Origin of the sequence: Dysgonomonas sp. 521 (assembly GCF_010501055.1) — a bacterium.
GTDB lineage: Bacteria > Bacteroidota > Bacteroidia > Bacteroidales > Dysgonomonadaceae > Dysgonomonas.
In genome coordinates this window covers 32,170-52,036 of record NZ_QVMO01000018.1, presented here as the reverse complement: position 1 = coordinate 52,036, position 19,867 = coordinate 32,170, and the positions used below count along the sequence as shown (strand labels likewise).

Below are 19,867 nucleotides of genomic sequence, written 5' to 3'. Positions count from 1 at the left end.
ATGTAGGGGCAGTGGCTTGTCCCTGCCCGCTTGTCATCGTTTACGGGCACCCACAAGGGGATGCCCCTACAGCAGGATATAAAATTTTGTCATGTACTATGAAAATATTCGTATAAAATTTAAACAGACTCTAAAAGAAATCTAATACACATCACATTATGAATTATTTTAAGATTACGATTTTAACAATCGCGTTATTGCTGTTGTCTCACTCCCTGTGTGCTCAAAATGAAGGGAAATACAATCCTGTAGATTTTTCATTACAACTGAAGAATATGCACTTATGGAGAGGGTTACAAGTTACAAACACGGCATTGGCAGCTGTAGACCTGAACATTAAAGATAAAAGCAAGAGCTTTACTTTCGGCCTTTGGGGTGGTGCAGGTTGCACAGGAGACTATAAAGAGTTTGACTACTATTTGTCGTATGAGAAAAACGGTTTCAAAGTAGCGTTGTGGGATATTTATAATTTTTCCAAAGACGCGACTTACAACAACAGGCAGGTCTTTAATTACAGTGCCAGAGAAACAGGGCATTTTATAGATCTTTCGATTGCGTACCGTTTTCAGGGAAGTTTCCCGTTGAATATTAGCTGGGCAACTGTGATTTTTGGACGAGACAGGGGGGCGATGAATGAAAAGAACCTGTATTCCACTTATGTGTCTATGGATTATCCTGTACTGAGAGGAAACGTTGTGGATGTGGATCTGGGGCTTGCCGGAGCATTTGCTCTCAATCCTGAAAAAGGAACGGATGCTCATTTCTACGCCAAAGACGCCGGTATTGTAAATATTAGTGTTACAGCCTCTAAGAAACTGCAATTAGGAAGCTATACTTTGCCCGTTTCGGTGATGGGTATGTGGAATCCGGCTAATAATGAAGCTAATCTCCAAATCGCATTGGATATATTCTAATAGTAGTGCTATACTTTTACGTTAGTGAATTATGTCAATCAGTAGTTGATAAGTTAAATGTTCAATTTCATTAGTCGTTTGTCGTGACTCGGCATAACATAAAATAAATTTTAGTTCTGCCCTCGCTACTTAAAACGTTCTTTTATTTTTTACATAAAGCTATCCTAGGCTAAATACTTTAGTCGTAGCTCCCTGCTGCCGCGCCCTCCCGGGCTTGTCCCTTCTTTTGGCATTGCCCAAAAGAAGGCAAAAGGCTAGTGCTTTGTCCCTCGGCGACCCACCAACGGCTTGCCGGCTAAACGGGACGAAACTCGCCTTCGGCTCGGACAACATCCCGTTTCACGCCGCCTGCACCGGGTGGGTACCCCGCCTGCGGAACTTATGCACGGAGTCGCAACGCAACGTCAAGACAGAGGATAGACCCTGCAAATCAGGCGTCAGCCAGCGCCGTTAGCAAGCGTACGGGGTACCCACCCGGTGCAGGCGGCGTANCCCCGCCTGCGGAACAGATGCACGGAGTCGCGACGCAACGTCAAGACAGAGGATAGACCCTGCAAATCAGGCGTCAGCCAGCGCCGTTAGCAAGCGTACGGGGTACCCACCCGGTGCAGGCGGCGTAGAATGAAGTGCGGGCGCTTTTAAGCATCATCTGCCAATTATCGCAATGATGAATTTTTCATCACTTCATTCAGCCGGCAAACCGATGGTGGGTCGTACGGCGAAGCGGGGCGCAATGCTTTTTTGCTTACTTTTGGAGCTTTGGCCAAAAGTAAGGCAAGCAATCTGTGATTGCGCGCAGAATAAAAAATAAAAGAACGTTTTAAGTAGCGAGGGCAGAACTGAATTAAAAATTCATGTTATGCCGAGTCGCGACAAACGACTAATGAAATTGAACACATAATTTAAACAAAACGAAATACTGATTCACATGAATTATTAATTTGGAAAGGAGTTATCAGCCTGATAACTCTTTTTTACTTACATAAACTTTCGATATTTATTTAAATAATTTCGATTTAAATATTTTGTATTTCGAAATGTTTCGTATATTTGTGTATCATATTTTTAAACTAATTGTCATGAAACATTCTCCGGAATCATTTGATGTAATTATTATCGGTGGAGGCGCTACGGGGGCGGGCGTTGCCCGTGACTGCTCGCGCAGGGGACTCAATACCGTGCTTCTCGAACGCTATGATATAGCTACCGGGGCTACCGGGCGAAATCACGGGCTTTTGCATAGCGGAGCGCGGTATGCCGTCACAGACAGGGAATCGGCTGAAGAATGTATCAAAGAAAATATGATATTAAAGCGGATAGCCAGCCATTGTGTTGAGGAAACGAACGGTTTGTTTCTAAGCCTTCCCGAAGATGATATCAATTATCAGAAGCGATTTGTTGAAGCATGTACTTTAGCCGGTATAAAGGCGGATGTAATTGATCCTAAAGCCGCCCTTCTGTTAGAGCCTTCTGCAAACCCTGATATTATTGGTGCGGTGCGAGTTCCTGATGGTTCTATCGATCCGTTCCGGTTGACGGCATCCAATATGATAGATGCAAGGGAGCGTGGAGCTACAATACTGACTTACCATGAAGTAACAGGGTTGATCAAAGAACAGGATCGCGTTGTTGGCGTAGAAGTTTTCGATCACAAACAAAAAGAAACGAAGAATATATACGGTTCCATCGTTGTGAATGCCGGAGGTATCTGGGGGCAACATATCTCGGCACTGGCTGGTGTAACAGTCAAAATGCTACCTGCAAAAGGTTCTTTGCTCATATTCGGGCATCGGGTAAACAATCTGGTGTTGAACAGATGCCGGAAGCCTGCTGACGCGGATATTCTCGTTCCGGGAGATACGATATCGTTGATTGGTACCACTTCTATGAATATTCCTTACGACCAGATCGATAATATGATTGTAACCCCGGAAGAAGTGGATATATTGGTAAGTGAAGGGGAGAAGCTTGCGCCTAAACTTGCCCGCACCCGTATTCTGCGCGCTTATGCGGGAGTGAGGCCTTTGGTGGCTTCGGATAATGACCCTACCGGCCGTAATGTAAGCCGTGGCATTGTGTTGCTGGATCATGCCGAAAGGGATGGCTTGCAGGGATATATCACAATCACAGGCGGAAAACTGATGACTTACCGCTTGATGGCGGAATGGGCAACCGACCTGGTTTGTAAGAAACTGAATGTTGTTAATGCCTGTACGACGGCTGATGAAAAGCTTCCCGGATCGCGTGAGAATGTAGAAGAAATTAACAAAAAGATAATATCATTGCCGGCGGCTCAACGCAAATCGGCTATTTACCGTCATGGTGATATGGCTGGGAAATTTTCGGATAATACACAATTAGACAATAGCCTGGTTTGTGAGTGCGAAGAAGTTTCGGTAGGAGAGGTTAAATATGCTTTGGATGAGCTGAATGTGAAAAGCCTTGTAGACCTCCGGCGTAGAACACGTGTTGGGATGGGTACTTGCCAGGGAGAACTTTGTGCCTGCCGTGCTGCGGGAATAATGGGAAATACGGATAAATTCTGTACCAAACGGGCGAAAGAAGATCTGTCGTCTTTCCTCAACGAGCGCTGGAAAGGTATTTATCCCATCGCATGGGGCGATACATTGCGCGAAAGTGAGTATACGGCATGGATATATCAGAGTATATGCGGTTTAAAATCATCGGAAAAAGAAAAATAGTATGAAAATGAGCATGGATCACAATTTATCAAAGTCCAAGATAATTTTGTCATGCGAGTTTCCATACATCCATTGAAAACAAAATTATAGTATGAAATTCGATACAGTCATAATAGGAGGAGGATTATCCGGCCTTGTGTGCGCTATTCGTTTGTCTCAGCAGGGGCAACGATGTGTTATTATCTCATCGGGACAAAGCGCGCTGCATTTTTCATCCGGTTCTTACGATTTGCTAAATACTTTACCGGATGGGAAAGAGGTGGGCAACCCGTTTTCTGTAATAGGCGACCTGATTGAGCAAGCGCCGGATCATCCATACTCTAAGCTTGGAGTTGATAAGTTTCCTGTGCTGGTAAGTAGAGCCGAACAATTCTTTTCGGGGATAGATGTTCCTTTATCCGGTTGTGGGCAAAAGAATCATTACAGGGTTACCCCGATGGGCACGCTTAAGCCTACATGGTTGTCAGCCTCAGGATTCGTGACCAGTGACAATGCTGATAAGTTGCCGTGGAAGAGCGTGTCTATATTTAACCCTGTAGGCTTTCTGGACTTCTATCCGCAGTTTATAGCCGATGAATTCCTTAAACTGGGTACCGAAAGTGATATACATCTGTTTAATCTTCCCGATTTAGACTACCTCAGGCGTAATCCGAGTGAACTGCGTTCTACGAATATTGCACGGGTGCTGGACAAGAATGTAGATGAAGTCGCCAACATATTGAATGATAAAAGCGAAGGCAGCGAAGCTATTATTTTCCCGGCTTGCATAGGCTTGGAGTCTGATGCTTTTCTGCGCCTGCAACAGGCTGTGCGTAAGCCTGTCTTATTAATACCTACAATGCCTCCTTCTATTATAGGCATTCATACGCAGCAGTATTTGCACGATTATTTTCTCAAGCTGGGAGGTGTATATATGCTTGGCGACAGTGTAAAGAGGGCTGACGTGGAGGATAATGCGGTAAAAAGGGTCTATTCATTCAATCATGGAGATATACCTTTCGCAGGTAAAAATATAGTCCTTGCCACCGGAAGCTATTTTAGCCAGGGACTGATAGCGACTTCGGATAGTGTGTACGAGCCAATTTTCAATCTGGATGTATCATATTCAACAGACCGCCAGGAATGGTATAATTCTAAAATATTCGAACCTCAGGGTTATCAGCGTTTCGGAGTGAAAACGGATAATTCCTTCAGGGGGATGCGGAATGGTAAGATTATCGATAATTTATATGTATCAGGGGCTATTCTTGAAGGTTTTAACCCGATAAAGGAAGGCTGTGGGGCAGGCGTATCCATATTGAGCGCGCTGAGTATAGCCGAAAGTATTTTAAATAAATGAGATAGATTATGAACTTGCAACAACATAATATCAGTGAGAATAATTTCGAGCAATGTATAAAATGTACAGTCTGTACAGTATATTGTCCTGTGGCAGCCGTAAATCCCGACTATCCGGGGCCAAAACAGGCAGGGCCTGACGGCGAGCGCCTTCGCCTGAAAAAGGCAAATTTTTATGACGATGCGTTGAAATACTGTATCAATTGCAAGAGGTGTGAAGTTGCCTGTCCTTCAAATGTCAGAATCGGGGATATCATACAATCTGCTAAAATAAAATACAGCAAGAAGAAGCCAAAAGTAAGGGATTTTATTCTGGCGAATACCGACCTCGTGGGAAGCCTTGCCACTCCGTTCGCACCCATTGTGAATACAACCTTAGGATTGAAACCCGTAAAATTGGTATTGGATACGGTGTTTAAAATAGATAGTCACAGAAGTTTTCCTAAATACTCTTTTGGGACGTTCGAGGGTTGGTATAAAAAGCATGCGAAGGAGCAACTGGCTTTTTCGAAACAGGTCAGCTATTTTCATGGTTGCTACGCTAATTATAACAATCCTGATTTAGGGCGTGATCTGGTGAAAGTTTTCAATGCGCTGGGCATTGGGGTGCAGCTGCTTAAAAAAGAGAAGTGTTGCGGTGTCGCCCTCATTTCCAACGGCTTTATCGAACAGGCCAGAAAACAGGCTAAAGTAAATGTCGCTTCTATCCGTGAGTCTGTACTGGATAATAATATTCCTGTGGTGGCTACATCATCTACCTGCGCTTTTACAATAAGGGACGAATATCCTCACTTGTTGGGTATCGATACCAAAGATGTGCGGGATAATGTCGAACTCGCCACACGGTATATATACAGGCTGTTGAGTACTACCGACTTAAAAATTAAGCTGAAAGATAAAAAAATCAAGGTGGCTTATCATACACCATGCCACATGGAAAAGCTGGGGTGGTCTTATTACTCAATAGAGTTGCTCAAGCTTATTCCTAACATCGAACTGAAAGTATTGGATTCGCAATGCTGCGGCATAGCGGGAACTTATGGTTTCAAGAAGGAGAACTACAGGACATCACAGGATATTGGCGAGACTCTGTTCAAACAAATAGAGGCAGCCGATATTGATTATGTGGTAACAGATTGTGAAACATGCAAATGGCAGATAGAAATGTCGACCACAAAGCGTTGCGAACATCCTATATCTATACTGGCTAAGGCGTTAGCATAATTGCAGGGACGGGGCTTGCCCGCCCGTTTTTAATATATTTTCGAATAAAGTTTCGGTATAGCTTGAAAGTTTTGAAATTACGAAATATATTGGAGCTGGATATTTATGAATATATCGGTCTTTATACTATGAATAATTGATGTTGTATAGTTTTAATGTGTTTGTATATAGTATTTTAATTGAATGTTTATGTAAAGTTTCGATTCGAAACTTTTTGTAGTCTTTAAATTTGTGAAAAAACTTTATTATTAGTATATTTGTTATAGAGCATGGAAAAAGAGGATGGTAGCCTTTCAATTATAGTTTTCCTATTGTTTTGTTTTTCCGATATAAGAAACTGTTTAAATTTTATTCGTTCCAATTTTTAGAGATGTTTTAGAGATGCTTTTTTCTTCCTCGAAACGATAATAGCGGGCTATTTGAGTTGAGAGAAAGGAAAAAACAGCCTAAAACAGACTAAAAATGAACGAAGAAAAAGGTATAATAAAATATTCGTATAAAATTTAAACAGTTTCTAAGAATATTCAAACAGGTCTGTGACCTGAAACATTATAAAATATAAATATTATGTCAAAAATTTACAGTATAGATGCAACGCAGGATTTGAAAAGAAGGGAATATAATCTCTTTGAGAACCGTGAACAGGAAAATAATTTATCTCCGACTTATGTAGGCATTCTGAAAATATTCAAAGAAATATTTAAGCAGGTGGATATAGCTAAAATTATCAGCAATAAATAATCGGCAAGAGGTTATTTAATATTTCCTCTTTGATTTGAGTCATTCGTTATCTGAAAACGAATTCATAAGCTACACTCTGTAAAAGCCGGATGCCCGCTATAAAACTTTGTTTTCCCATACTTATTATACACTTCCCGTTTTTCCGTTAAGAGCGGACAGGCTGTTGCTTGTTCATTAAATTATTTATGTCTTTTGTTTAAAATTGTCTTATATAGAGATATTTGACATAGTTGAACAAGGATATAAAGTAACAACAGAAAAGCATGAAAAAGGTGTCACTTTTGTCACTTTTTTGTGGTATGTGTTTTGTTATTAGTGCTTTATGTTGCTCGTGAATTGTGACACTTTTTTCTTATTATTACAAAAGCAACATAATTGGACTATTTGGTGTTATTTTTGTATATCATTGGAATATGCAGAAGATATGGCTGAAAATAAATTATATATCAAAAATATGGTTTGCAACCGTTGTATTATGGTTGTCAAGGCGGAACTGGAGAAGTTGGGAATTAAACCTTTATCTGTAGAACTGGGCGAGGTTATCCTGCCTCAAGCCCTTGATGCAAAGCAGAAAGAAGAACTAAGTGACGATCTGCAATCTTTAGGTTTTTCCCTGATTGACGACAGACGGGGACGATTGATAGAGCAGGTCAAAAACCTGATTATCGAACTGGTTCATTATAATGATAATGACTTGAAAATCAATCTTTCGGATTATATCGGCGAAAAGCTTCATCATGATTACAATTATATAAGCAACCTGTTTTCGGAGATAGAAGGTTCTACCATCGAAAAATATTTTATAGCTCAGAAGATAGAGAAAGTAAAAGAACTATTAGTCTATGATGAGCTGACTCTGAATGAAATAGCCTTTAAGCTTAATTATTCGAGCGTAGCCCACCTCAGTGCACAGTTTAAGAAGGTAACGGGGTTGACACCAAGCCACTTTAAGCAAATAAAGACAAATAAGCGCAAGTCGTTGGACGAGGTGTAAATCTCATAAACTTTTCGAAAAATAATGTAACATGTCTGTGAACTATTACCATCATCTTTGCATTGATATATAAATAAGACAAAGATGAAAACTGATAATATAGTTAAAAAAGCATATCCCGTACTTCAAATGAGCTGTGCGTCATGTGCTATCAGCGCGGAAAGCATTGTAAAAGGATTGGAAGGGGTAGTTAGCGCGTCTGTTAATTTCGCAACTACGATGCTTACCGTGGAGTTCAATCCAGCCATTGTTACAGCCGAAGATATACGCGCAGCGGTGCAGGATGGCGGTTACGACTTGCTTATCGAGGAGGATAAAGCTGCTACAACGGATTTGCTCGATGAAATCCATACAAAAAAGTATAACGGACTGAAACGAAAAACGATACTTGCCGTTGTCTTGTCACTTCCAGTGGTTGTTATAGGTATGTTTTTCATGGATATACCTTATGCGAACGAAATAATGTGGGTATTATCCACACCTGTTATTTTCTGGCTTGGAAAAGACTTTTTTGTAAATGCATGGAAGCAGGCACGGCACCGTTCCGCCAATATGGATACATTGGTGGCATTGAGTACCAGCATGGCATATCTGTTTAGTGTATTCAATACATTATTCCCTCAGTTCTGGGCGGGCAGGGGAGTACATCCGCATGTGTATTTCGAAGCGGCCAGCGTCATTATAGCGTTTATCCTGTTAGGACGCTTGCTGGAAGAAAAAGCGAAAGGCAACACATCTTCTGCTATAAAGAAACTGATTGGATTGCAGCCCAAGACTGTAACTGTGGTTGAATTTGGCGAGTATAACGAAATTCCTATCGAACGGGTGTATGCGGATGATATAATTGTAGTAAAGCCCGGCGAAAAGGTCGCTGTTGACGGGGTGGTTACGGAAGGGGCCTCGTATGTGGATGAGAGTATGCTTAGCGGCGAACCTGTTCCCGTACTGAAAGAGAAGGGTGGAAAAGTGTATGCAGGTACGATAAATCAGAAAGGGAGTTTCCGGTTCAGAGCCGAAAAAGTCGGTTCGGACACGATGCTTGCCCAGATTATCAAGATGGTGCAGGATGCGCAGGGTAGCAAGGCTCCTGTACAAAAGCTGGTGGACAAAATAGCCGGCATATTTGTACCTGTGGTTATTACCATCGCGCTAGTCTCTTTTGTCATCTGGATTATAGTTGGGGGTACTAACGGCTTCACACAAGGGCTGTTGGCATTGGTTACGGTGCTTATTATAGCTTGTCCCTGCGCGCTCGGACTGGCTACGCCTACTGCCATTATGGTAGGGATAGGTAAAGGCGCGGAAAAAGGTATACTGATAAAAGATGCCGAAAGCCTTGAACTTGCGAAAAAAGTAAATGCCGTAGTACTGGATAAAACAGGAACTATAACGGAAGGAAAGCCTGTAGTGACCGATATACTTTGGCTGAATAATGATGACGTTAAGAAGGATATATTATACAGTCTGGAAAAACAATCGGAACATCCATTAGCTGATGCCGTTATAAATTATTTTTCAGATGTGTCGCCCGTAGCCGTTTCAGATTTTGAGAGTATTACAGGGGCAGGCGTCAGGGGAAAGGCAGATAATGAAGATTATTTTGTCGGAAACAGGAAATTCCTCGATGAAAAGGGCATAATTGTAGATAATTCATTAATTGCCGAATCGGATAAGCTGAGTAAAGAGGCAAAGACAGTAATCTGGTTTTCGGATAGTGATAACGCATTGGCTGTTATTGCCATATCCGATCAGATAAAAGAAACATCGGTAAGTGCTATACGGAAACTGCAAAGCTCTGGTATAGAAGTGTATATGCTTACCGGAGATAACGAGGCAACCGCTATGGAAATAGCGTCTAAAGCAGGTATCAGTCATTACAAGGCAGAAGCGTTGCCGCAGCAAAAAGCGGAGTATATAAAGGAATTACAATCGGAAGGCAAGATTGTTGCGATGGTTGGGGACGGGATAAATGACAGTACGGCGCTTGCACAGGCCGATCTCAGTATAGCGATGGGGAAGGGCAGCGATATTGCAATGGATGTGGCTAAGATGACTATTATTTCATCAGACCTGACCAAGATTCCTGAGGCCATTAAGCTGTCGAAGCAAACCGTGGCCACTATTCGCCAGAACCTGTTCTGGGCATTCATCTACAATCTGATAGGTATCCCTGTTGCCGCGGGGATTTTGTACCCTTTCAGCGGATTCCTTCTGAATCCTATGATTGCGGGCGCGGCTATGGCTCTGAGTAGTGTTAGTGTAGTAAGCAATAGCCTGAGGCTGAAATGGAAAAAGTAAATACGTAGGTTTAATAAATTAAAATAGAGGACGTTATGGAAACAAATAAAATATTAAAATTCAGAACGAATATCAATTGTGGCGGATGTATTGCCAAAGTAACTCCCTTCTTAAATGAAGCTAAAGGTGTAAGCAGCTGGGAAGTAGACACAGATAACCGAAATAAGGTACTTACTGTGGTTTCGGATGGAATTACTGAAAATGAGGTAATTGATGTTGTACAGAAAGCCGGTTTTAAGATAGAGAATCTCGGCTGAGGTAATATAAAAATAAAAGTCTCCCGTTAACTCAACGATAGACTTTTATTATAATTTAATTGAATGAAAATAAAGAACCGTAGTGCGGTTGTAAATAAGAAGTTGTGAAAAGCAATGTAATCCGGCACTACGGTATTGAAAATCAGAAAAACTACTCTAATATATTTTACCTATAAATAATATTAGTTTTTACAATCTGAAGCTGGCTGTGCCTGATTTACCGTGAGTTACATTGGTTATAACAATCCTGTAAGTGCCTGAATTCCAGGTAGCCATATTTACGGATAGCACTTTTCCGCCGTATCTGCTTACGGTCTTGGTGTACAATAATACATTAGACGAATTATATATTTCTATCTTAAATTGGTCTTTACTATAAAAATAGAAATCAAGGCTACGGCCTTCAATATAAATGTCTATAGGCTCTATGCCTGTTGATTTTGTTTCACCCTCACTGCTAATCTCTCCCATGATTTCGATTTTATTATCTAATACATTATTAGAGTCGGCAGAGATAGAAATTGGAGCAAGCAATAGTAAAAAAGTGAAAAGGCAAAGATATTTCTTCATAATATATCAGTTTTAAATTAGTATTTTGTAGATGCTAAGTTAAACAAGATATATCGCGTTTCTGATACCTAAAAACGGGGATATGACTTTTTTGAGAGGACTCGTTTTTCTAATTCTCTTTTTGTCAATTAGTTAATCTTCTTAGTCGTTTAATGAAATATGACTTTTATTTAGGGCAAATATGACTATTCCTACTTTTTTTTGACACTGCTATTGAGGTAATCCACAATATTTCCATAATCTTTTACCCCGATCTTTTTTCTTATGGTAGACCTTTTGGATGTGACCGTATTGATACTTTGTCCCATTATGATACTAATTTCCGAATTGGTGAAGTCGGAATAAATAAGGCAGCATATCCTGAATTCCGATTCGTCCAATTGAGGGAATGTTTCGCGGAGTGAATCAAAGAACCCATCGTGTAGTTCATTCATTGTCTGGTACAGGATGTTCCAGTCCAATGTAGCTTGGTTGTATACTATTTCGTTAAATTTCTTCAATAGTTTTTCGCCATATTTCTTTTCATCTTCACGCAGGAAACCTTCCAGTAAAGCTGATTTCTTGAGTATATCGAAATGGTGCAGCAGTTTGTTTCTGAATGAGTCTTCCTTCTTATTATAGCTTTTAGCCATTTGGCTTAGCTGGATTATTTTCTGCTCGGCTTCCAGTAAAGCCCTGCCTTTTTTCTGGTTCTTATAATAAAAGTAGAAGAATATGACAAGTATAATTAATCCCAGGCCCAGCATTACTATAATTAAAAACTGCCTTTGGATAAGCAACCTGTTATTTGTATTTTTTATAAGTTCAAAGTCATATTTTTTCTGTATTTCCAGAATACTTTGATTTTCGTTCTTTTCGTAAATATTATACAGATTGGTTATACAGTCTTTATTATATTCTAAAGCTTTTGTATAGTTGTTTTTTGCTTCTTCAATTTCAGATAGAGACTTATATATTTTAAAAGATATAAAAGGATCATTATCCCCTTTTAATAGGTCTAAAGATTTCTCGAAATAATATATTGCGGAATCATTCTTATTCTCGCTGTTTAATACTTGAGCTAATGTAGAGTATATTTTAGCTTTTGTCAGAGGATTAGATGCATAAATAATAGCGTCATTTAGATATTCTTTTGATTTGACATAATCCTCTTGTTTCTTAAAAATCGCTCCTATATTCATTCGGATACTGGACTGGCAAACAGAATCTTTTGATATATCGGCTATATCCAGTCCTTTTTGGTAATAGTAGAATGCGCTGTCACTCTCCTTTTTCAGCAGGAAGCTATTTCCTATATCTCTTAAAGTGTACGCTTCATTTTTGAAGTTTTTGGCTTTTTCAAAATAGTTAACAGCCTTTTTAAATCTGGTAAGAGCTTCATCCTGTAAGAGTTCATTGTAATAAAGATACCCTATGTGCGACTGTATCAGGCCTTTTACGTTGTAGTTTTCCTGCGTTTGGTCTGCATAAGTCTCAGCTTCCATATAGGCGGTCATCGCATCTTTATTGTTCTTCTGTGCTCTCAGCACTTTTCCGGAATAGAAGCATGCAAGCGCGGCTTTTTCAGCATTATCCTTTCTTTTGTAATAGTTTTTTACCTTGAAGATGATTGTGTCTTTAGATATATCTTTATGGCTTCTGTCGCGGGCTTGTACCCATAACAGATAGTACCTGTTCATATTTTGATTACTCAGGTTTTCGGGGTATAATACCGAATCTAATAAGGCGAGCGCACTATCGGGCTTGCTCTCGATCAGGGATTCTGCAATGTTGATATGTTCTCTGGCATTTTTCGATTCTGAGCTACACGAAAAATAGAAAATTGGTATTATTAATATAATGTACAACTTTAGCTGTCTCATAGTTTGTAAATTTCAATAGTCACAAAGTTACTTTTTATATTTTTATTGTGACAAATGTTTCTTAAAAAATAGTAGTCTTAAAATAACACAGCGCGGATTGTATGTTATTACTTCAAAGGGTATTTACTCTTCTGGCAAAATATAATTGAATTAGATAAAACATCAAACGTTAAATAACATTTGAGGCCTAAGGTAGGGGGTGAAAATGAATATACAGGCCGCCTTGTGTATTTTGTTAAAATATAGCATAGGCTCGCATAATGTTAAAAGTGATGCTTTTTTAGCGAAAGGCAATGTTTTTATATTAATAAATTTGTTTTTCTGAAAAATAAAGATGATGTTTGTGTAAACATATTTTAATATATGGGTGGTTGACCTTTTTTCTGGATATTATTATTTTATATTTTAACAATCATATTTTTAACGGTTTAAGTAGATATTCTATTTTTGAAATATTGCAATCTAAAATAAATTAACATGTTTATGTGTTATATGTCATAAAATTAGTTATTTTATTTGACAAAATAGTATTGCTTTTAGATAATATAGTATTTGTATATTATTATCCAATATGGTACTTTCGAACAGTTAGGAGACATACTGAAATGAACATAACTTAATTAACCTAAAATTTATGCTTATGAGTGAATAATACAAGTAAACCATGTAGATTTAACCGACCTCAATTTAATACATTAAGAAATACACTCACAATAAACACATCCATACCTGAATTATGAAAATAAAAAGGCAAAATATAACGAAGTTAAGTGCTATTTTTACCCCTGTAAATTTGGTGGTTAGTTCTATTTTGCTAGAGAGAGAGAGAGAGAGAGAGAGAGAGAGAGAGAGAGAGAGAGAGAGAGAGAGAGAGAACATAATACAGAAAAATATTTTCATCAGAGGACAAATACAGGGAAAGATATTTTGTCCCAATCTTTTATTTCCGAAAATGAAGCTTATTTCGAATAACTCCGGTTGTTTGGGATAAGTTTTTTGTGTTTATTATTTGACTGGCTATTCTTTACTGCACTTAGATGTGAGGGGATGAATTTACTACAGATCCCTAAAAAGTATTTTCAAGTTATTAAGGTATTTCTGGTTAACCTTAAACAGGAATACGAAGTTTCACAAACAAATGATAGTTATATGAAGAACATACAAGTTTTACATGAAAAATCATGGAAAGAGATTAATCGCTGCTTAAAGTTGATTATCTTGTTTTTATTGATAAGTGTACCTTGTGCTTATGCCGAAAGTAATGGTATTAACGAAGCGAAGCAAGAACGATTAATTACCGGTACGGTTACGGACGATACCGGAGAAGCACTGATCGGGGTAAGTATCAGCATAAAAGGTACTACAACAGGTACGTTGACAGACCTGGATGGTAAATATTCATTATCTGTACCAAATAGCAGTGCAATACTTGTTTTTACATATGTAGGTTATGATACACAAGAGTTTACTGTTGGAAACCAAAGTAATATCTCTGTTGTATTAAAAAATAAAGACGCGTATCTGGAAGAAGTAGTCGTAGTAGGTTATGGTGTGCAGAAGAAGAAACTGATAACAGGTGCTACTGTACAGGTATCCGGCGACGATATAGCGAAACAAAGTACTGTTAGTCCTTTTACAGCGTTGCAGGCTCAGACACCCGGCGTAAACATTACACAAGGTTCGGGTATGCCTGGCGAAAACTTTATTGTAAATATTCGTGGTAAGGGAACTATGGGTGATTCTGCGCCACTGTATGTTGTTGACGGAATAACCGGAGATATAGGTCTGTTCAATTCACTGAACCCTTCAGATATTGAATCTGTAGATGTGTTGAAAGATGCGGCTTCTTCCGCTATCTACGGCTCGCGTGCAGCTAATGGTGTTATCCTTGTTACAACCAAGAAAGGGAAAGCAGGTAAAGTTCAACTTACATACGATGGTTGGGTAGGCTGGCAAAATGCTTATAGAATGCCTGCGTTACTGAATGCGAAAGAATATATGACCATCGTAAACGAATCGTACTTCAATACTGGAGGTAGTGGAGCGATGCTGGATTTCGAAAAACTGATACCTGCACAATACCAGTCGATAATGGATGGTACATGGAACGGCACAAACTGGCTAGAAGAAATCCGGAATAAAAATGCTCTTACCCAGAATCATTCCATCGGCCTGACCGGTGGTACAGATATGTCTAAATTCTCGATGGGGTTCTCTTATACATCACAGGATGGTATATTTGGCAAACCGGCCAATCCGGAATATACACGCTCTAATGCACGTATTAATTCGGAACATGTGTTGCTGAAAGGCAATGGGTTCGATGCTATCAAGATAGGTGAGAATGTAAACTATACATATAGCACAAAATCGGGTGTAGGTATTACCAATATATATTGGAACGACGTACACAATATGGTTGGTGCTTGTCCACTGTTGCCTATCTACGACAGCAATGGTAATTACTATGATAAAGCAGATAAGGATGCGGACGGTTGGGCTCTACAAGGAGCTATAGCCAATCCGGTAGCCCAGATGCTTTACTCAAGGGGTATGAACATGAGCCGGAATCATAATCTGAATATGAATGCTTATCTTGAGATACAACCGATAAAGAATTTAATATTCAGAAGCAGTTTCGGATATAAGATGAGCTCTTACAACTACAGGTCGTACCAACCCAAATATACACTGAGTAATACAGTAAGTAATGCCTATGACTCTAACAGCCAGAGTGCAGGTATGGGGTATTCTATTTCACTTGATAACACAGTATCATACTCTCTAGATGTGAATCAGGTACATCACTTTGATGCTGTACTAGGACAATCTATAGAGAAAGATGGTACGGGTGAAAGTGTAGGTGCTACAAATTTTGTTTCGCAATTTCCTGGTTCGTGGGATAATGCTTATTTGGATAATATGAAAGGCGAACCTGGCGTAACAGTAGTTACTGCAACCGGATCGCCGTGGGGAGAAGGCCGCCTTGTTTCATTCTTTGGACGCGTGAATTATAACTATCAGGAAAAATATATGGCGACAGTCATTCTGCGTGCAGATGCGTCTTCTAACTTTGCCCGCGGAAATAGATGGGGTTACTTTCCGTCTGTGTCGGCTGGTTGGGTAGTTACCAACGAATCATTTATGGAAAGTTCTCGTTCGTGGATGGACTTCCTGAAATTGCGTGGTAGCTGGGGACAAAACGGTAATAACCGTATTAATGCATTCCAGTATTTGGCTACTATTGCTGCGGATAAGCACAATGGCTATTATTTTGGAAATGATATGAAGAGTTTGGTACAAGGTTCTTACCCTTATGTTCTGCCAAATCCGGATATAACATGGGAAACTACAGAACAGCTGGATTTCGGTATCGATGCACGATTCTTGAATGCTCGCTTAGGCCTGATTTTCGACTGGTATAAGAAAACTACTAAAGACTGGTTAGTAACAGTTCCTGTGCCGGCCATGTTAGGATTGGCAGAGAAAACCATCAACGGAGGAGATATTGTAAATCAGGGATTTGAATTAGGGTTGAACTGGAATGACCGTATTAACGATTTTACTTATGGGGCCAATTTCAATCTATCTCACAATAAAAACGAAGTAACCCGTATTGACAATTCGGAAGGTATTATACATGGTGATGAGAATGTCTTGAGTCAGGGGACTGGAGAAATGTACCGTGCTCAGGTAGGTTTTCCGCTTGGATATTTCTATGGATATAAAACTGCAGGTGTATTCCAGAATGCCGAACAACTTGCGGCTACTCCGGCTAAACTTGCAGGCTCGCAACCGGGAGACCTGATCTTTGTAGATGATAATAACGACGGATCTATTACAGCTGAAGATAAGACAATGATTGGAAATCCGAACCCTAAATTTACAGTGGGCTTGAGCCTGAACTTCGGTTATAAAGGTTTTGACCTTTCTATCGCTGCCGCAGGTAAGTTGGGCTTCCAGATTGCAAAATCATATCGTTCGTTTGCCGATAGTCCGTTGAATAATTATACTACCGAAATATTTGACAGATGGCATGGTGAAGGTACCTCCAACAGATTACCTCGATTGACCACAGGTAGTGATCCTAACTGGCAAAACATTTCCGATATTTATATTGAGGATGGAGACTTTATAAAACTTCAGAATCTTACTATAGGTTATGATTTTAAGAGACTGTTCCCAGCGATGCCTTTAAGTCAGGCTCGTCTGTATTTTACTGCGCAAAACCTGTTTACAATCACAGGCTATTCAGGTTTGGATCCTGAAATCGGATATGGAGACAGTAAAAGCTGGGCATCGAACATCGACGTAGGATTCTATCCTAGTCCGCGTACATATCTGGTAGGTGTTAATCTTAAATTTTAATAGGTATTGAATTATGAAAAAAATAATATATATAGGATTTGCAATTATAACAACCTTGCTGTTCTGGAGCTGTGAAAGTTTTCTTGATACAAAGAGCTATACGATGAAGGATACGAGTAATTTCCCTCAGACAGTAAGTGACGCAGAATCATCATTGACTGGTATTTATACCACATTCAGCAAAGCTATAGATAACGTGGCTCAAACCTCTTTCTTTGTGGCAGAGTTGGCTTCTGACGACCGTTTCGGCGGAGGTGGGGATAATGATAAACTAGTGCAGTCTATCGACCATTTGATGAATTATAAGAGTGATGGTGCTGCCGATGCATTCTGGAAAGCCCGTTACAGTGGTATTCTTCGTGCCAATATGTTGCTTGAAACCATAAATAATTGTTCCGGTTGGGAGAGTGATGCTCAGAAAAATCAATTCGAAGGCGAAGCTTTTTTCTTACGTGCTACATTTTATTTCGACCTGTCGCAGATGTATGGCGAAGTACCTTTAGTACTGAGTTCAGCGGCTGAAAATAAGCCGAAATCTCCTGCTGATGAAACTTATGCACAGATAGCTTCCGACCTGAAAAATGCTATTGAAAAGATGTATTCCACTCCTTATACTTCGGTAGCATCAGGTCATGCAACTAAATGGGCTGCAGAAGCTTTGATGGCGCGTGTATTCCTGTTCTATACCGGATATTACGGAAAAGATTCTCTTCCTTTGCCTGATGGTGGAAGTGTTACTAAAGATCAGGTTGTAGGATGGCTCGAAGATTGCATCAACAATAGTGGACATGGCCTTGTAGGCGATTTTCGCGAATTGTGGCCATACACGAATTCATATACTGTTGAGCAATATAGTTATACAAAAGGTAAAGGACTGGCATGGGCCGATAATGGCAATAAGGAAACTATATTCTCCATTAAATTCGGTACACTCTCTGACTGGGGTGATCAATATACACTGGGTTATTCCAATCAGTACAATCTGTTTTTCGGACTTCGTCAAGGTTCTACCAATAATGGAACAGAATCTACATTCCCATTCGGACCGGGATGGGGGGCAGGTCCTGTAAACACTGGGCTGTGGAACGAATGGAGAACGGCTGAACCAAACGACCTACGACGTGTAGCTTCTATATTAGACGCAGAAGCCGAATTAGCAGATTATGGTTTTGGAGGTGATTCGCAAATGGAAGAAACCGGATACTGGGCAAAGAAATATATGCCTGTTTCGGCTTACAACGGCGGTACATGGATTGGATCCTATACTATAGCTAAAGATGGGGCAAGTACAGATATGCAATTATTTAACACGCAGGATTTGGTTTTGATTCGTTTTGCTGATGTATTGCTGATGCATTCCGAATTGAAACAGGATGCTACAAGCATGAACAAGGTACGCGCACGTGTGGGATTACCTGCTGTTTCTTATTCTCTCGATGCATTAAAGAAAGAACGCCGTTTTGAACTTGCGTTTGAAGGTTTACGCTATTACGACCTGATGCGTTGGGGTGATGCTCCTACAGCTTTGGCTAAACAGGAGGGGGTGAACATCTATAATAAGGGTGTTGCTACAGTTATGAAGGCTCTGGGTGGCGGCTATAAGGCTCGCTATGAGGCTACAGGTGGATTCAGACCTATTCCTCAGACTCAGATTGACTTGTCTGCCGGATTGCTTGAACAGAATAAAGGTTGGGACACATCTGACGCAAATTATACAAGCTGGTAATTTCCTTAGTGTATTGTTTAATTATAACATATAAATTATGAATAAAGCGATTATATATATATTAATGCTGTTCATGGGTATATTGACAGCTTGTGATCCTATTGAAGACAGAGATACGCTGACTGGCGTTATTACTGCTGACCAACTCGATATTTCCGCTACTCCTATATTGGTAAACGGGTTGAGATCGAACAAGATCGTATTGATAAATCACAGTCCTGTATCATGTGAATGGGATTATGGAGTAGGGCTTTCCCAAAAAGCGCTTGATACAGTGTTGATGGTTATTGAAGGTGATAGCCCGATAAAGTTCAAAGGTTTGAATGCTGATGGTACATTTATTGAAAAAACGTTATCTGTAAATGTAGAGGAATTGTCGTTTAAAGTACCTGCAGAATGGGGGTTGCTTTGCGGAACCGGCGAAAAAGAATGGGTATGGGCTTCTTCCAACTGCTGGGGTAACGGAGGATATTTGATCAATCAGGCTCCCGCATGGTGGATACTTTCACCTGGTGCAGATTTGGACGCACAAGCAGAAGGAGAGGGAACTGTTGATGCAAGTCTGGTATTCTCTATACAAGGTGCCTCTTTAACTAAGAAAAGGTCTGATGGCACAACTGCAAAAGGCACATTCTCATTTGATATGACTAAGACTACCAATGATACAAGTGGTAATATCTGGGCTATAGGCAAATTGAAAACTGCCGGAGTTACAGTCCTTGTCGGTGTGTCGCCGGATGAAGGTAAAGCACCAGTGTATGAATATGACATACATACTTTAGATGAAGAAACCTTGATTTTAAGTTATGCACCTGCAGGATCTGGGGAATGGGGTACTGCGTATTATTGGGTGTTTAAGGCAAAATAGGCTTT

Annotated in this window: 13 protein-coding genes; 11 read left to right on the top strand and 2 right to left on the bottom strand. The window is 40.0% G+C overall.

Annotation, left to right across the window (positions count from 1 at the left end):
• Nucleotides 1–158: 158 nt before the first annotated feature.
• From D0T84_RS07610 to D0T84_RS07580, 8 genes are all read left to right on the top strand, one after another.
• On the top strand, nucleotides 159–914 hold the full coding sequence (locus tag D0T84_RS07610; RefSeq protein WP_163307288.1) for a hypothetical protein: 756 nt from the start codon (nucleotides 159–161) through the stop codon (nucleotides 912–914).
• A 1,079-nt stretch (nucleotides 915–1,993) separates the two neighbouring features.
• Nucleotides 1,994–3,616: an anaerobic glycerol-3-phosphate dehydrogenase subunit A gene (glpA, locus tag D0T84_RS07605; RefSeq protein WP_163307287.1), complete on the top strand. Its 1,623-nt coding sequence runs from the start codon at nucleotides 1,994–1,996 to the stop codon at nucleotides 3,614–3,616.
• Between the two features lie 91 nt (nucleotides 3,617–3,707).
• Entirely contained in the window at nucleotides 3,708–4,955 is a 1,248-nt protein-coding gene (gene glpB, locus D0T84_RS07600) for a glycerol-3-phosphate dehydrogenase subunit GlpB (protein ID WP_163307286.1), read from the top strand.
• 8 nt (nucleotides 4,956–4,963) lie between these two features.
• The gene (gene glpC, locus D0T84_RS07595) at nucleotides 4,964–6,178 is read left to right on the top strand and encodes an anaerobic glycerol-3-phosphate dehydrogenase subunit GlpC (RefSeq protein ID WP_163307285.1); all 1,215 of its coding nucleotides are present in this window, start codon (nucleotides 4,964–4,966) and stop codon (nucleotides 6,176–6,178) included.
• A 567-nt stretch (nucleotides 6,179–6,745) separates the two neighbouring features.
• Entirely contained in the window at nucleotides 6,746–6,919 is a 174-nt protein-coding gene (locus tag D0T84_RS22435) for a hypothetical protein (RefSeq protein WP_185155710.1), read from the top strand.
• 424 nt (nucleotides 6,920–7,343) lie between these two features.
• Complete coding sequence (locus D0T84_RS07590) at nucleotides 7,344–7,913, top strand: AraC family transcriptional regulator (RefSeq protein ID WP_163307284.1); 570 nt, start codon at nucleotides 7,344–7,346, stop codon at nucleotides 7,911–7,913.
• A gap of 84 nt (nucleotides 7,914–7,997) precedes the next feature.
• Nucleotides 7,998–10,211, top strand: coding sequence for a cation-translocating P-type ATPase (locus D0T84_RS07585; RefSeq protein ID WP_163307283.1), 2,214 nt, complete (start codon nucleotides 7,998–8,000; stop codon nucleotides 10,209–10,211).
• Nucleotides 10,212–10,246: 35 nt separating this feature from the next.
• Nucleotides 10,247–10,468, top strand: a complete 222-nt coding sequence (locus D0T84_RS07580) for a heavy-metal-associated domain-containing protein (protein ID WP_163307282.1) — start codon at nucleotides 10,247–10,249, stop codon at nucleotides 10,466–10,468.
• A gap of 189 nt (nucleotides 10,469–10,657) precedes the next feature.
• On the opposite strand, the gene D0T84_RS07575 is transcribed toward D0T84_RS07580, so the two are convergent.
• Nucleotides 10,658–11,038, bottom strand: a complete 381-nt coding sequence (locus tag D0T84_RS07575; protein ID WP_163307281.1) for a DUF3244 domain-containing protein — start codon at nucleotides 11,036–11,038, stop codon at nucleotides 10,658–10,660.
• Between the two features lie 191 nt (nucleotides 11,039–11,229).
• Nucleotides 11,230–12,900 (bottom strand): LuxR C-terminal-related transcriptional regulator, encoded by a 1,671-nt coding sequence (locus D0T84_RS07570; protein ID WP_163307280.1) that lies wholly within the window; start codon nucleotides 12,898–12,900, stop codon nucleotides 11,230–11,232.
• Nucleotides 12,901–14,049: 1,149 nt separating this feature from the next.
• On the opposite strand from D0T84_RS07570, the gene D0T84_RS07565 reads away from it, so the two are divergent.
• The 3 genes from D0T84_RS07565 to D0T84_RS07555 are packed head-to-tail and all read left to right on the top strand — an operon-like array spanning nucleotide 14,050 to nucleotide 19,862.
• On the top strand, nucleotides 14,050–17,268 hold the full coding sequence (locus D0T84_RS07565; protein WP_163307279.1) for a TonB-dependent receptor: 3,219 nt from the start codon (nucleotides 14,050–14,052) through the stop codon (nucleotides 17,266–17,268).
• Nucleotides 17,269–17,281: 13 nt separating this feature from the next.
• Nucleotides 17,282–18,994, top strand: a complete 1,713-nt coding sequence (locus D0T84_RS07560) for a RagB/SusD family nutrient uptake outer membrane protein (protein ID WP_163307278.1) — start codon at nucleotides 17,282–17,284, stop codon at nucleotides 18,992–18,994.
• A 37-nt stretch (nucleotides 18,995–19,031) separates the two neighbouring features.
• On the top strand, nucleotides 19,032–19,862 hold the full coding sequence (locus D0T84_RS07555; RefSeq protein WP_163307277.1) for a hypothetical protein: 831 nt from the start codon (nucleotides 19,032–19,034) through the stop codon (nucleotides 19,860–19,862).
• Nucleotides 19,863–19,867: the final 5 nt, after the last annotated feature.